Genomic DNA, 15,093 nt, shown 5'->3' with positions numbered 1-15,093 from the left:
GATATAAGATTAACTATTTGATTTTTAAATACATAGAATTTGTTAATTAAATAACAAAAAAACGTAAACACGTTTACAAAATGCAATTAGAGGAATAAAATAATATTATAAATATTAAGAATATTAAAAAAATAATAAGGGAGTGGGAGTATGAAACTAGAAATTGGAAATTTTCATGTGGAAGATATAGTTTTTGGCGAAAAAACAGAATTTGCTCAAGGAATACTAACTATTAATAAAAAGGAAGCATTAGATTTTGTTTTAGAGGACAAGCACATAATTGAAGCAGATTTATTTATTGTTAAACCAGGTGACAATGTACGACTTATGCCAGTAAAAGAAGCTATAGAGCCAAGAGTAAAATTGAATGGAGATTCATTATTTCCAGGTTATACAGGAGATTTAGTTAAAGCAGGTAATGGTAGAACTCATGCACTGAAGGATTGTAGTCTGCTGGTAGTGGGAAAACATTGGGGTGGATTTCAGGATGGACTTATTGATATGAGTGGAGAAGGTGCAAAATATACCTACTATTCTCAACTTAAAAATATAGTACTAGTTGCTGATACAGATGAAGAATTTGAAAAAAGAGAACAACAGAAAAAAAATAAAGCTTTAAGAGAAGCAGGACATAAACTTGCAGAATTTATAGGTAGTGTTGTTAAAGATTTAGAACCAGAAGAAATTGAAGAATATGAACTAAAGCCAGTAATAAAACGTGAAAAAAGGGTAAATGAACTTCCAAGTATGGTATTTGTTATGCAACCTCAATCTCAAATGGAAGAGTTAGGGTATAACACATTTTTGTATGGATGGGACATGAATCGTATGCTACCAACCTTTATGCACCCCAATGAAGTTTTAGATGGAGCGTTGGTATCAGGTAGTTTCATGCCTTGCTCATCTAAATGGTCAACTTATGAATTTCAAAATAATCCTACAATAAAAAGACTTTATAAAGAACATGGAAAGACAATAAATTTCTTAGGAATAGTAATGTCAAATCTGAATGTAGCTTTAGAACAAAAAAACCGTGCCGCACTATTTGTAGCACAGATTGCAAAGTCTATTGGAGCTGATGGTGCAATAGTTGCAGAGGAAGGGTATGGTAACCCTGATGCAGATTTTACAGCTTGTATAGTTGCTCTTGAAGATGCGGGAGTAAAAGTTGTAGGACTTACTAATGAGTGTACTGGAAGAGATGGACAATCACAGCCACTAGTTTCTATGGACGAAAAGGCTGATGCTATAGTGTCTTGTGGTAATGTGTCAGAATTAATAACTCTTCCACCAATGGAAACTGTTATAGGAGAATTAGAATCTCTAGGTAGAGACGGTGTATCTGGTGGTTGGGAAAATGATGAGATACTTGGACCTTCTGTAAGATCAGATGGATCAATAATAATGGAGAATAATGCTATGTTCTGTGGAGATCAGGTTTGTGGTTGGTCGCCAAAAACAATGATAGAGTTTTAGTAACTAGGAGGGGATAAAATGAAAAAGGCAGTAATATATATAAACCAATTCTTTGGTCAAATAGGTGGAGAAGATAAGGCGGATTTTGAGCCTATAATTAAGGAAGGCACAATAGGACCGGCTATAGAGCTAAATAAAAACTTAGATGCAGAAGTTACTCATACAATAATTTGTGGAGATAACTTTATGGGATCTAATACAGAAGAAGCTATAAAAAGAATTATATCTGAACTTAAAAGTATAGAATTTGATATTTTCTTTGCAGGACCAGCTTTTCAAGCAGGAAGATATGGAGTTGCGTGTGGTGAAATCTGTAATGCTGTTAAAGAAGAGTTTAATGTTCCAGTAATTACTTCTATGCACATAGAAAACCCTGGGGTAGAAATGTTTAAAAGAGATATGTATGTTTTTGTAGGAGGACATAGTGCAGCTAAAATGAGAAGTGATATAAAAGCTATGGCAACCTTTGGAAATAAGCTTTTAAAAGGTGAAGAAACCCTTGGTGCTGAAGTAGAAGGATATTATCCTAGAGGGATAAGACATCAAATTTGGAGAAAAGATGGTAAGTTGGGTGCTGATAGAGCAGTAGAAATGCTTATAGATAAATTATATGGAAGACCGTTTATCACTGAACTTCCAATTCCTAAAACAGATATAGTACCTATAGCAGAGCCAATTAAAGATCTTAAAAATGCAACTATAGCACTTTTAAATACAGGAGGCATCGTACCTGTAGATAATCCAGATAGAATTCAATCAGCGTCTGCAACAAGATGGGGAAGATACAATATTGATGGCGTAGATGCTCTAAAAGGTGGAGTTTATAAAACAATCCATGCTGGCTTTGATCCTGCAGCAGCAGATGCAGACCCAAATGTAATAGCTCCAATAGATGCATTAAGAGTATATGAAAAAGAAGGAAAATTCAAAAAACTTCACGAGTATTTCTATTCAACAGTTGGTACTGGAACTACTCAAGCTGAGGCAAAGAGAATGGCACAGGAGATTTTAGTTCATCTTAAAAATGAAGGCATAGATGGAGTTATAATGGTTTCTACGTGAGGAACTTGTACGCGTTGCGGTGCAACCATGGTTAAGGAAATTGAAAAATCAGGTATGCCAATTGTACAAATGGCAAACTTAATTCCAGTTTCAAAAACAGCAGGAGCAAACAAGATTATTCCTACTATATCTATTCCATATCCGCTAGGAGATCCAGGAACTTCAAAAGAAGAACAATGGAAACTTCGTTACCACAGAGTTGGAGTTGCATTAGATGCCTTAGCTACAGATGTAAAAGAACAAACTGTTTTTAAAGTTAAGTTTTAATATTTAAGGGGCTGTGAAAGTAAATTTACAGCCCCTAAAGAAAACCTACGGCATAATTATCTACTCTAATTTTAAGGAGGATATTGTTATGGGGAATAATAACACTAATATAAATACAACACTAAATGTAAAGACTAAAAGAAAGCAAGAGTCAAATTCAGTTTTTATTATTTCATTGATTATAACTTTTGCTATTGTATTTTGGGGAATTTTAGATAAAAGTGGTTTTGAAAAAATATCCAATAGTGCTCTTAATTTTTTAACTGAAAAATTTGGCTGGGCATACCTGCTTTCTATGATGATATTTGTAGTATTCGCAGTAGTATTAGCATTTAGTAAATTTGGGAAAATAAAACTTGGCCCGGATGACTCAAAACCAGAATATAGCACCGTTGCTTGGTTTGCAATGCTATTTGGAGCAGGTATGGGAATAGGACTAGTATTTTGGGGAATTGCAGAGCCTATATCTCACTTTGTATCGCCAATAGAAGGTATGGATCCAGGTTCAGTTGAAGCTGCAAATTTTGCTTTTAAATCTTCTTTTATGCATTGGGGATTCCACCCTTGGGCAAATTATAGCATTATAGGTCTTGCTCTAGCATATTTTCAATTTAGAAAAAATAAACCTGGACTAATTAGCAGCATATTTATTCCATTATTGGGAGAAGAAAGAGTAAATGGACCAATTGGTAAAACTATTGATATACTTGCAGTATTTGCCACAGTAGCTGGAGTTGCAACTTCTTTAGGACTTGGAACACTACAAATTAATAGTGGATTAAGTTATATGTTTGGAGTTCCAGAAACGCCTATAGTTCAGTTAATTATAATATTTGTCATAACAGTAATAGTTATTTGGACTGCAGTTAGTGGGATTGAAAAAGGAATTAGTGCAATATCAAATATAAACTTGGTAATTGCTTTTGGGATTTTAATTTTATCTCTATTTATAGGACCAACCATAAAGATAATAAATACTTTTTTAAATGGTACAGGTGGTTATCTAGCAGAGTTTATAGAGAGTAGCCTGCATATTGAACCTTTTGCAAGTAATAAATGGGTAAATAGTTGGAGAATATTTTACTGGGCGTGGTGGATTGCTTGGGCACCTTTTGTAGGAGTATTTATTGCTAGAATATCCAAAGGAAGAACTATTAGAGAGTTTATAATTGGAGTTATTGTAGCACCAAGTATTGTATCTATAATTTGGTTCTCAGTCTTTGGAACTCTTGGAGTAAATCTTGGTATTACTGGCGAGCTCACAATGGATGTATTAAAGAACTTAGCTGCATCACCAGAAACTGCATTCTTCCAAGTTATAACTAAATATCCACTAGGAAGTATAATTTCAGTATTTACTATAATATTATTAGGTACTTTCTTCATTACTTCAGCTAACTCAGCAACTTTTGTGTTAGGTATGTTATCTTCAAATGGAGATTTAAATCCATCTAATAAAAAGAAAATAATATGGGGTATACTTCAAGCACTGCTAGCTACAGCTTTATTGTTATCAGGTGGATTAGCATCATTACAAACAGCATCCGTAGTTGCTGCATTTCCGTTTATTATAGTAATGCTTTTATGTTGCGTTTCACTGTGGAAGGCACTGAAAACTGAAAAGATATAATTAGCAATTTAGATAGATTGTAAGGTATATATATTAAGTTAATTTATAAGGTTTAAGGGAGTCATAGACTCCCTTTTTAATATTCATTTTTATAACCAATAGTTAAAGCTATATTAATATTTTTATTATCACTTCATAGAAAATTAAAGATTTATCTATACCCAATGTAGATAATATAATATTTTGAATGTACTTTTTCTTTTAGAACACAATAATTTAATATATGATACAATAGATACAAATATAAATAGTAAGGTGTGTAAAGATGGAAGAATTAAGAAAAGCAATTGATGAAATTATAAAAGAACATATTATAAAATTAGTTATTAGTAATAAGATGAATAAAGATATAGAATATAACAAAATAATATTTATATTAAAGGAAAACAACTCGAAAGAGTATTATCAAATAGAAAAGTATACTGATAAGCAGGTATTTCATGAAAATATTCATTTAGATTTATTAAAGGAAAAAGTCTTAGAGTATACAATGGATAATTATAAACAAGTTTCTGCTTGGGCAAGTAATATTACCTTTGATTTAAGAGTATCTAAAAAGGGTAAAGTTCATTTAGGAAAGAAAACAAGCAATAATGAAAGTCTTATTAATAAAGAACATAATAAAGAAAAGAATTATATTCTTAAAGAAGGAATGATAATTGAACCTCTTATAGATTTAGGAATCTTCACTAAAGAAGGCAAAGTGGTAAATTCTAAGTATGATAAGTATAAACAAATAAATAGATTTGTTGAAATCATTGATGATGAAATTAAAAAGAATGATTATAAAGAGCTTACAATTTTAGATTTTGGATGTGGGAAATCTTATTTAACCTTTGTACTATATTACTATTTTGTAGAGATTAAGAAAATTAATGTTAAGATGATAGGTCTAGATCTTAAGAAGGATGTAATCGAAAAGTGTAATGATATAGCTAAAAGATATAATTATGAAAACTTACACTTTGAACTTGGAGATATAAATGGATTTAAATATAATGATAAGGTTGATATGGTAATTACCTTACATGCTTGTGATACTGCTACAGATTATGCATTATATAATGCTATTAAATGGAATAGCAAAATGATTTTTTCTGTACCCTGTTGTCAGCATGAGTTTAATAAGCAAATGAACACAGAATCCTTATCTATACTTACTAGATACGGCATAGTTCAAGAAAGAGTAGCAGCTCTCATGACTGATGCAGTAAGAGGAAATCTTTTAGAATCTGTTGGATATAAAACTCAGCTTTTAGAATTTATAGATATAGCTCATTCTCCTAAAAACATATTAATTAGGGCATCAAAGGCTAGTATAGCTAAGGAAAAAAAGAAAAAGGCACTTTCAGAGGTTAATGCTTTAATGAATGAATTTAATTTGAATCCTACATTGTTTAATTTATTAAAGCAGGATGAATTAATTTAGTGGTATATAATATTTGTTACAAGGTAACCTCCTTTAAGTTTGTATATAGTGCTTCACAAGGAGATGATTTAAATTATGATAATTAATAAAATCAATTTTAACTTAGCTCAAGAAATAGTAAATGCAGTTAAAGAGGTTGTAGATAAAGATATAAATTTTATAGATATTAATGGGATAATTATAGGTAGTACAGATAAATCTAGACTTAACACCTTTCATCAAGCAGGATATAATGCTATAAAAACTTTGAGTAATGTAACTGTTGAAGATAATGAGGAATATAAAGGAAGTAGAAAAGGTATAAACTATCCCATAAAAATAAACAATATTGCAGTAGGTGCTATAGGTATAACTGGAGAGCCTAGTGAAGTTAGTAAATTTGGATTTTTAGTCACTAAAATCACAGAAATATTTATAAAAGAACAGCAGCTAAATTATAAGTATGAAGCAGATAAACAGAGAATAAATTATGTTGTAAAGTCGTTGATATATAATAATGTTGAAGATAAAAATGAAATTGAAAATATTCTTCAGGAATTTGGAATAGAGTTAGATCAGCAGTTTGCAATAGTTATTTTAAAGATAAATAAGTATCATAATCTTAGAGAACTAGAGACTATAGAGAACCATATAAAAGGTGTATTGGATGATATTGGTAATATATTCAAGCTATATATTTATCCTAATGAATTCATAGCGTTAGTAAACCAGGAAAGATATAATAAATTAAGAAACACTCATTTGGAAACATTAAGTAAGTATCATGGAATTTTAACTGGGGGAGTAGGGAGGTTAAAGGGTTTATATGAAGCGTATAAATCCTATGAAGAAGCTAGAATTGCCCTTAAGTACTCCGCTGAAAACCATGATATTTTAACTTATCTTGATAGCTTGAATTTAGAGCTTATTTTAGAGAGTGTAGATACTGAAACAAAAAATCAGTATAAGGATAAGGTATTAAAATCTCTTGATGAAGAGGATATAAATCTATTGGAGGTTTATTATAAAAATGATATGTCTCTAAAACAAACTGCAGAAGAGCTATATGTACATAAAAATACCCTTCAGTACAGATTAGAAAGAATATATGATAAATCAGGGTTTAATCCAAGAAAATTTAATGAATCCGTAATACTTTATTTAGCTATAAAATTATCATAAAAGGTGAATTGCAAAGAAATTTTTAATAATGAATTATCTCAAAATTGATTAAATCTAAAGTTTTTATTGAAATTGTATCTATATGGAATAATAGGTATCAATCAAATAAAAATGAGGATTAATTATAACCAATTTTGAGATATTTTTATTTATAAGTAAAAGTATTTTTATGAAGGATTTTAAATTCGAAAATTCAATATTAGATATGACAAAAATTAAGGTGTGAAAACGTATTATTTTGTTGTATGTAACATAGTAGTGACAAAAATCCTTTGATATAATTTGATAAAAGGAGGAGGTAGCAATGAAAATTGTAATTTCTATAGATTCTTTAAAGGGAAGTTTAACCTCAATTGAAGCAGCTAATGCAATAAAAACAGCAATATTGAATGTAGACAATAATTCAGATATAAAAATAATGCCCTTAGCAGATGGGGGAGAGGGAACTGTAGATGCCTTAGTAGAAGGCATGAATGGTGAAGGTAAAATTATATCTGTTACAGGTCCAGTGGAAGAAAAGGTGGAGGCTAAGTATGGGATATTAAAAAATAACAATACAGCAATAATAGAAATGGCTCAAGGGGCAGGTTATGCACTAGTTCCACCAGAACTAAGAAATCCTTTAAAAACTACTACCTATGGAGTTGGAGAAATAATAAAAGCTGCCATAAAAGAGGGATGTAGAAACTTTATAGTTGGAATAGGTGGAAGTGCTACTAATGATGCAGGAGTAGGAATGCTACAGGCCTTAGGATATGAGTTTTATGATGAAAATAATGAACCTGTTGGTTTTGGTGGCCAGATATTAAATAAGATAAAAACTATAAAAACACATAATAAATTGAAGGAACTAGATGAGTGTACCTTCAAAATAGCTTGTGATGTGACCAATCCTTTGTATGGAGAAAATGGAGCAGCCTATGTTTATGGACCACAAAAAGGTGCAACTCTTGATATGGTGAAAGAATTAGATAGAGGACTTAGAAATTTTGCACAGGTGGTTAAAAAAGAATTAGGAAAAGATATAGCTGAGACAGAAGGTGTGGGAGCAGCAGGTGGACTTGGATTTGCATTTTTAGGATTCTTAAATTCAAAATTAGAATCTGGAATTAAGATAATATTAGAAGAAATTAAGTTAGAAGAAGCCTTAAAGGATGCAGATTTAGTTATTACTGGTGAGGGTAGACTGGATAATCAAACTGCCATGGGAAAAGCGCCTATAGGAGTCGCTAAGCTTGCTAAAAAACATAAGGTTAAGGTAATAGCAGTGGCAGGATGCACTACAGAAGATGCTGTTAAGTGTAATGAAGAAGGAATAGATGCCTATTTTTCTATAATAAATTCAGCTATGACTATAGAAGAAGCAGTTAATAAAGAAACGGCTATAAAGAATATGACATCAACAATGACACAAATTTTTAGACTTATAAAGACAATGAAAGAATAAAAATCTTAAATAGGGGTGACGATAATGGAAGTACAGATTACAACATTAGGAGCTTTACTTGGACTTGTAGTAGCCATAGTATTAATCATTAAAAAAGTACAACCTGTATATAGTTTAATATTAGGTGCAGTAGTTGGAGGGTTAGTAGGTGGAGCTGGAATTGAAGGAACCGTAAGTGTAATGATAAGCGGAGCAAAAGATATCATGCCAGCAATCCTTCGTATAGTGACCTCTGGAGTTTTAGCAGGAGTACTTATTAAGACAGGAGCAGCAGCAAAAATTGCAGATCAAATTGTAAAAAGCTTAGGTGAGAAAAGAGCACTGTTTGCCATAGCGTTATCAACCATGATACTAACAGCTGTTGGAGTATTTATAGATGTAGCAGTAATAACAGTAGCACCTATAGCCCTTGCAATAGCAAAGAAATTAGGATATTCACCTATGGTTATACTTTTAGCTATGATTGGTGGAGGTAAGGCAGGAAATATAGTATCGCCAAACCCTAATACCATAGCAGCAGCAGAAAATTTTGGAGTAGAATTGTCATCTTTAATGGTAGCTAATATAATTCCTGCCATAGTTGGACTTGTAGTTACAGTAATATTGACTTCTTTACTTAATAAAAAGTATAAAGGTGCAAAAGAAACAAAAATAGAAGAAGTTGAAGAGGTGGAACTACCATCTTTCTTTGCAGCAATAATTGGTCCAGTTGTAACTATAATTTTGCTATCACTTAGACCATTAGTAGGAATATCAATAGATCCACTTATAGCATTGCCAGTTGGAGGTATTGTAGGAGTTTTAGTTATGGGTAAAGGTAAAAATATTAACGAATATCTAACCTTTGGATTATCTAAAATGATGCCTGTAGCAATACTTTTAATAGGGACAGGTACTGTAGCAGGAATAATAAAGGCATCAGGATTGCAGGCTACAACTATAGGAGTGCTTAATGCTCTAAATATGCCAGCCTTTGTATTGGCACCTATTTCTGGAATATTAATGTGTGCTGCTACAGCTTCAACAACCTCAGGGTCAACTATAGCATCAGCTACATTCTCACAAGCCATAGTGGGAGTAGGTATATCACCTATAGGAGGAGCGGCGATGGTTCATGCTGGAGCTACAGTTCTTGATCATCTACCACATGGTTCTTTCTTCCATGCAACAGCAGGAGCAACAGGGATGAGCATAGGACAGCGTTTAAAATTAATACCATATGAATCTTTAGTAGGATTATCAATGACTTTAGTTTCTACAATAATGTGGGGAATTATATTCTAGTTTAGTAAGTATAGATATAATAGTTAAAAATAAATACAATATTTAAATTTTAAAAGTAATAGAGCAATATCAAGTTTTAAAATCCATAGACTCTTCATTAAATAGGAAAATACTATCATTAAGGAATACTTATGAATTCTTTGATGATAGTATTTTTATTTTAAAGCCTTCTTTAAATCACTAGTCATTGACTATAATATTAATTAATTTTAGCAATTAATAATTAATATGTTAACCTATAAAATTGTAAATTACAAAAATGTAAGATAAGTGTAAGTTACTTCGATAACATATGTGAACTAAGAGATGTATAATAAACTTATAAGGAGGAGTTGCAATGAAGAAGTTATTAGTTAAACTTACTTTAGGAGTTATTGTTTTCATGACAGCACTTGGAGTTTTTGTTTTACAAGATGGATATTCTTTATATAGAGCTGCTACCTCTGATATAGGGGTACAAGAAAAAATTAATGATATAAGAAATGGTAAGGATTATGTAACTATAGATGAAATCTCTAAAGACTTCCTAGATGCTATTGTATCCGTAGAAGATCATAGATTTTATAATCATAATGGAATAGATTTAATAGCCATAGGAAGGTCAGCTATTAGCAATATCGATGCTGGAAAAATAATTATGGGGGGAAGTACAATAACTCAGCAATTAGCAAAAAACTTATTTTTTACCCATGAGCAAAGATTGGAAAGAAAAATTGCGGAAATTTTTGTGGTTAGAGAACTAGAAAATAATTACTCAAAGGAAGAAATATTAGAGCTATATGTAAATGTAATATATTATGGTGATGGTTATTCTGGAATTAAACAAGCCTCTAAAGGATATTTTAATACATCACCCAATAAAATAACTTTATCTCAATCATTATTGTTAGCTGGATTACCACAATCACCAGAGAACTATGCATTATCTAATAATTATGAAAGAGCAAAGGAAAGAAGTGAAGTTGTATTAATGTCTATGATAAGAAATAATGTTATTTCAAGAGAGGAAGCAGAGTTACTATGTAACGATAAAATAGATAAAACTTTCAATAAAGCTACTCTTGCTTCAGAAACTATAAATTAATGATTGAGAAAGCTATAAATTAAAACTTATAGGTTGTACTTTAATAATAATAGGTACAACCTATATTTTTGTACTTTTAAAGTGGTATGATTAGTATATATAGTATGAGAATATATTTATTAATATTATTTAATTGTAAATAATCGGGGTAAATTTATTTATAATTGCTAGTTATATAGGGGGTTATTATGGAAATTAAAGATCAAGAAGTAGAAAAAAGTGTGAATATAAAGAAGAGGATAATTATAGGTATTATAATTTCCATTAGTATTTTGCTAATTATATATTTAAGTACATCTTTATATTTTATGAAGAGATTCTATTTTGGAACTAAGATTAATGGAGTTAGTGTTACTGGAAAAACCACGGAAGATATAGAAGCTGATATATTAGCAGAAAGTGAATCTTATATATTAAAGTTAAAGCAAAGAGATAGTATTGAAGAAAATATAAATGGAAGCGACATTGAATATAAGTATAATTTAGAAAACAAAATTGAAGACTTGAAGGATAATCAAAGTGCTTTTGGATGGATTTATGGAGTTTTTAATACTAGTGATTATAAGTTGGAAAAAAAAGTATCTTATAATGATGAATTGCTAAAAAAGAAATTTCGTAGTTTAAATTGTTTTAAGAAGGATAATATAATTAAACCTGAGAGTGCTAAAATTGAATATGAAAATAAGGAATACGTAATTAAAGAGGAAATACAAGGAAATAAGGTAAAAAAAGATATACTATACAAAAAAGTTAAGGAAGCACTTAATAATAAAGTAGATGAAATAAATTTAGAAGAAATTGAATGCTATGAAAAACCAAAGTATACTGTTGCTTCAAAGGAAGTGGTAAATGCTAAAAATACTCTTGATAAGTATATAGGCTCAGTAATTACTCATAAATTTGGAGATAATAAAGAAGTATTAAATGGAGATTCTATTCATAATTGGCTTGATATTGATAAAAACTTTAAGGTATCTATTAATGAAGAAAAGGTAAGAGAATATTTAAATTCACTGTCTATTAAGTACGATACTTATGGGGCTACAAGAAATTTTAAAACCTCCATTGGAACTACCGTAAATGTAAGCGGAGGTGACTATGGATGGTTAATTAATTATAGTGAAGAAACTGAAGCTTTAATTAATGCTATTAAAGATGGAAAAAAGGAAGAAAGACAACCTATATATGCTCAAACAGCTGTAGCTTATGGTACAAATGATTTCGGAAATACCTATGTAGAAATTAATTTAACAACCCAGCATATATGGTTTTACAATGATGGAGTTTTAATTACGGAAGGGCCTATGGTTAGTGGTAATGCTGATAGTAAGCATGCTACTCCACCAGGTATTTACAGTTTAACTTACAAAGAAAAAAATGCAACTTTAAGAGGAGAAAATTATGCGGCACCCGTTAGTTATTGGATGCCTTTCAATGGGGATATTGGTATCCATGATGCTACTTGGCGCTCAAAATTTGGAGGGCAAATTTATATAACAGATGGTTCTCATGGATGTATAAATACTCCATATGATGTTGCTAGTAAGATATTTGAATATATAACTCAGGGTACACCAGTAATATGTTATTTTTAGTTCGATTATATAATTAAACCATAGAACTCTTTTTAGTAAAGTAGAATATTATAATTACTATAGAACTAAAAGGAGTTGAAACTATTTGGCTAGGGAAGTTAAAGTTATGCAGCCAAGTAATCCTACAGATGAAGAAAGACATATGATGCTGAGACTTGCTTTAGAAGAAGTAGGTCGAATAGAAGACTATGATAATTTAATTGAACTACTTAGCCCTCCAAAGGAAATTACAACCATATTACCACCAGGTGGATGCAAGGGGATTAATGTAGGTATAATAGGTGGAGGAATTGCAGGTTTATCTGCTGCTTTTGAGCTTAGGAAATTGGGTTTTGACATAACTATATTTGAACAGCAAAAGGAACGTATAGGAGGAAGAATTTATACTTACTATTTTGATGATAATAAAAGGTTTTATGGTGAGCTTGGGGCTATGAGAATACCTATAAGTCATGAAGCTACATGGAAGTATATAAATCTATTTAAATTAAAAACAACACCTTTTATTCAAAATAATGATAATGCCTTTATTTATGTGAGAAATAAAAGAGCTATCAATGATCCAGATGGGATAAGTGTAATGGAGAAAATATATCCTGAATTTAATTTAGCACCATGGGAAAGAAAAGAACCTTGGCAAAAACTTGTAAGTTATGGTTTAGGAGCTAGCTTACTTCAAATTAGTCCAGATATAAGAAGAGAGTTATTACAAAATAAAAAAAGGTACTCTCCAGAAATTGAATACTTTGACAGCTTAAGCATAAGAAGAGAACTTGAAGAACGGGGATTAAGTGAAGGTGCTATAGAAATGTTATCATCTATTGTTACATTTTCTGGATGGCTATATGATAATAGTTATATAGAAAGTCTCCAAGAACAGTATACTGTAGATGATGCTTTTAGGTACCAAATAGACGGAGGAACAGTATGGTTACCTGTTGCAATGTATTATTCATTAATGTCACTTGACCCTAAAGAATATAATGACATTTTACAGAATCAACTAGGACAGATAACTTGGAAAAATGGGAATAGAGTAGAAGGTATATACAAAAATAACGAAGATAATAAAGTTATTTTAAAATATAAAAGTGAAGAAGAAATAAGTAGTAACCTTATGAGCTTTGATTTTGTAATATGCACTATCCCATTTTCTAGTCTTCGTAATGTAAATATATATCCTATGTTTAGTACAGAAAAAATGCAGGCAATCAAAGAAGTTAATTATATAGCAGGACAAAAAACTCTCTTTATGTGTAAGGAGAAATTTTGGGAAGAAGGGGGACCTAGTAAAGAAATAATAGGTGGCGCCTCTTATACAGACTTACCAATAGGAAGTATATGGTACCCGTCTTATAATATTGAGTACAATATTGCTGATTTGGAAAGTCAGGTAATACCTTCTGTGAGAAGAGAGTATAAAAGTTATGGAGGGGCTGGGGTTCTTTTAGCATCCTACAATCTATCTAGAGATGCAATGCGTCTTGGTAATTTAGAACCAATAACTAGGTTAGAATGGATAAAAACACAAGTAGAGTATGTCCAAGGACTTAAAGAAGGATATCTTGATGATATAGTATTGGATAGTAAAACCATACAATGGGATAATGAACAAGGATTTTTTGGAGCTGTTTGCTATTATATGCCTGGCCAAAAAAGGCTATTTGCCTATGCTTCTAGCCAACCTGAATATGATAATAGAGTATACTTTGCTGGTGAACATATTTCACAGGAACATGGATGGATACAAGGAGCAATAAAAAGTGCAATGATGGCTGCAAATGAAGTAGCAGAACATTGTAAAAACTATATGAAAACAGGTATAAATTGAAAATAAGAGGTTATATCAAAATATATTAAATCTTATATTAATTTAAGATTAATAGATTATTTTGATATGACCTTTTCTAATATTAATTAAAATATAGGATATATGCTAAAGGTTGTAACAAATGGTACATAACTTATGCTACATTTTGGTTATAATAAAGATAGTAAATCAGTAGGGGGTATTACCATGAATTTAAATAATTTAATGAGACAACACGGAGATATATCAGATGAAATAAGGCTAATAAAAGAAATGATAAATAAAAATGTTATGGCATTAAATGCAATGGAAGCAGCAAGCCATATAAATAAACTCGCAGGGAAATTACAAATTCACTTAACATCAGAGGATAAATTTTTATATCCAACCTTGATTAATGGTAAAGATTTATCACTTAAGAAAATGGCTAATTTATATATGAATGAAATGGGTGAAATTTCACAAGTATTCACTAGTTATAAAAATAAATTTAATACTAAGAATAAAATTGAAGCTAATTTAATAGGATTTGTTGAAGAAACTAAGTGTATATTAAAAGCTATAGAGACAAGGATTACCAAGGAAGAAAATGAATTATATAAAATGATAAATGTTAATTAGCATCATAAATTTTTATATATTTTATTACTAAAAATGGAATTAATTAATATATTATAGGTGGTTTATACAATAAATTAGTTAATATTAAATAAAAATACAATAAATTGATTTAACACAAATAAAATATTTAAAGAATATAAATTCATAAAATATTATCTTGTAAAATTAAAAATGTATGATAATATACAATGGATTTTAAGAAAAATAGCTAAATACAAGGGTTTGAA

11 protein-coding genes are annotated in these 15,093 nt (G+C 30.5%); all 11 read left to right on the top strand.

From position 1 onward, the window contains the following. The first annotated feature begins 150 nt into the window (after positions 1-150). The 11 genes from ACTNBA_RS02100 (at position 151) to ACTNBA_RS02050 (ending at position 14,866) form a co-directional block, all read left to right on the top strand. A complete protein-coding gene (locus tag ACTNBA_RS02100) occupies positions 151-1,476 on the top strand; it encodes a glycine/sarcosine/betaine reductase component B subunit (protein WP_441072193.1) in 1,326 nt (441 codons plus the stop codon). A gap of 18 nt (positions 1,477-1,494) precedes the next feature. Continuing rightward, positions 1,495-2,805: a betaine reductase selenoprotein B gene (grdH, locus tag ACTNBA_RS02095; RefSeq protein ID WP_441072191.1), complete on the top strand. Its 1,311-nt coding sequence runs from the start codon at positions 1,495-1,497 to the stop codon at positions 2,803-2,805. Between the two features lie 88 nt (positions 2,806-2,893). Then, positions 2,894-4,435, top strand: a complete 1,542-nt coding sequence (locus tag ACTNBA_RS02090; RefSeq protein WP_441072189.1) for a glycine betaine uptake BCCT transporter — start codon at positions 2,894-2,896, stop codon at positions 4,433-4,435. A gap of 265 nt (positions 4,436-4,700) precedes the next feature. Continuing rightward, positions 4,701-5,864 carry a class I SAM-dependent methyltransferase gene (locus ACTNBA_RS02085; RefSeq protein WP_441072187.1) on the top strand — a complete coding sequence of 388 codons (1,164 nt, stop codon included), beginning with the start codon at positions 4,701-4,703 and terminating at the stop codon, positions 5,862-5,864. A gap of 75 nt (positions 5,865-5,939) precedes the next feature. Beyond that, positions 5,940-7,025 carry a CdaR family transcriptional regulator gene (locus tag ACTNBA_RS02080; RefSeq protein ID WP_035131192.1) on the top strand — a complete coding sequence of 362 codons (1,086 nt, stop codon included), beginning with the start codon at positions 5,940-5,942 and terminating at the stop codon, positions 7,023-7,025. 304 nt (positions 7,026-7,329) lie between these two features. Next, positions 7,330-8,472 (top strand): glycerate kinase, encoded by a 1,143-nt coding sequence (locus tag ACTNBA_RS02075; protein ID WP_441072184.1) that lies wholly within the window; start codon positions 7,330-7,332, stop codon positions 8,470-8,472. Between the two features lie 24 nt (positions 8,473-8,496). Further along, positions 8,497-9,756, top strand: coding sequence for a GntP family permease (locus tag ACTNBA_RS02070; RefSeq protein ID WP_441072182.1), 1,260 nt, complete (start codon positions 8,497-8,499; stop codon positions 9,754-9,756). Positions 9,757-10,093: 337 nt separating this feature from the next. Further along, positions 10,094-10,840 (top strand): transglycosylase domain-containing protein, encoded by a 747-nt coding sequence (locus tag ACTNBA_RS02065; protein ID WP_441072180.1) that lies wholly within the window; start codon positions 10,094-10,096, stop codon positions 10,838-10,840. Between the two features lie 188 nt (positions 10,841-11,028). Further along, positions 11,029-12,435 carry a L,D-transpeptidase family protein gene (locus tag ACTNBA_RS02060; protein ID WP_441072178.1) on the top strand — a complete coding sequence of 469 codons (1,407 nt, stop codon included), beginning with the start codon at positions 11,029-11,031 and terminating at the stop codon, positions 12,433-12,435. A 106-nt stretch (positions 12,436-12,541) separates the two neighbouring features. Beyond that, positions 12,542-14,266 (top strand): flavin monoamine oxidase family protein, encoded by a 1,725-nt coding sequence (locus ACTNBA_RS02055; RefSeq protein WP_441072702.1) that lies wholly within the window; start codon positions 12,542-12,544, stop codon positions 14,264-14,266. 186 nt (positions 14,267-14,452) lie between these two features. Next, complete coding sequence (locus ACTNBA_RS02050) at positions 14,453-14,866, top strand: hemerythrin domain-containing protein (protein WP_441072176.1); 414 nt, start codon at positions 14,453-14,455, stop codon at positions 14,864-14,866. Positions 14,867-15,093: the final 227 nt, after the last annotated feature.

Origin of the sequence: Clostridium sulfidigenes (assembly GCF_052067195.1) — a bacterium.
In the GTDB taxonomy this organism is placed as follows: Bacteria; Bacillota; Clostridia; order Clostridiales; family Clostridiaceae; genus Clostridium_J; species Clostridium_J sulfidigenes.
This window is presented reverse-complemented; position numbering and strand designations above follow the sequence as displayed.

Bases quoted from the DNA above. Each gene is read 5' to 3' on its own strand.
- ACTNBA_RS02100 (WP_441072193.1), top strand. From the start codon at position 151: ATGAAACTAGAAATTGGAAATTTTCATGTGGAAGATATAGTTTTTGGC.
- ACTNBA_RS02090 (WP_441072189.1), top strand. From the start codon at position 2,894: ATGGGGAATAATAACACTAATATAAATACAACACTAAATGTAAAGACT.
- ACTNBA_RS02085 (WP_441072187.1), top strand. From the start codon at position 4,701: ATGGAAGAATTAAGAAAAGCAATTGATGAAATTATAAAAGAACATATT.
- ACTNBA_RS02080 (WP_035131192.1), top strand. From the start codon at position 5,940: ATGATAATTAATAAAATCAATTTTAACTTAGCTCAAGAAATAGTAAAT.
- ACTNBA_RS02075 (WP_441072184.1), top strand. From the start codon at position 7,330: ATGAAAATTGTAATTTCTATAGATTCTTTAAAGGGAAGTTTAACCTCA.
- ACTNBA_RS02070 (WP_441072182.1), top strand. From the start codon at position 8,497: ATGGAAGTACAGATTACAACATTAGGAGCTTTACTTGGACTTGTAGTA.
- ACTNBA_RS02065 (WP_441072180.1), top strand. From the start codon at position 10,094: ATGAAGAAGTTATTAGTTAAACTTACTTTAGGAGTTATTGTTTTCATG.
- ACTNBA_RS02060 (WP_441072178.1), top strand. From the start codon at position 11,029: ATGGAAATTAAAGATCAAGAAGTAGAAAAAAGTGTGAATATAAAGAAG.
- ACTNBA_RS02055 (WP_441072702.1), top strand. From the start codon at position 12,542: ATGCAGCCAAGTAATCCTACAGATGAAGAAAGACATATGATGCTGAGA.
- ACTNBA_RS02050 (WP_441072176.1), top strand. From the start codon at position 14,453: ATGAATTTAAATAATTTAATGAGACAACACGGAGATATATCAGATGAA.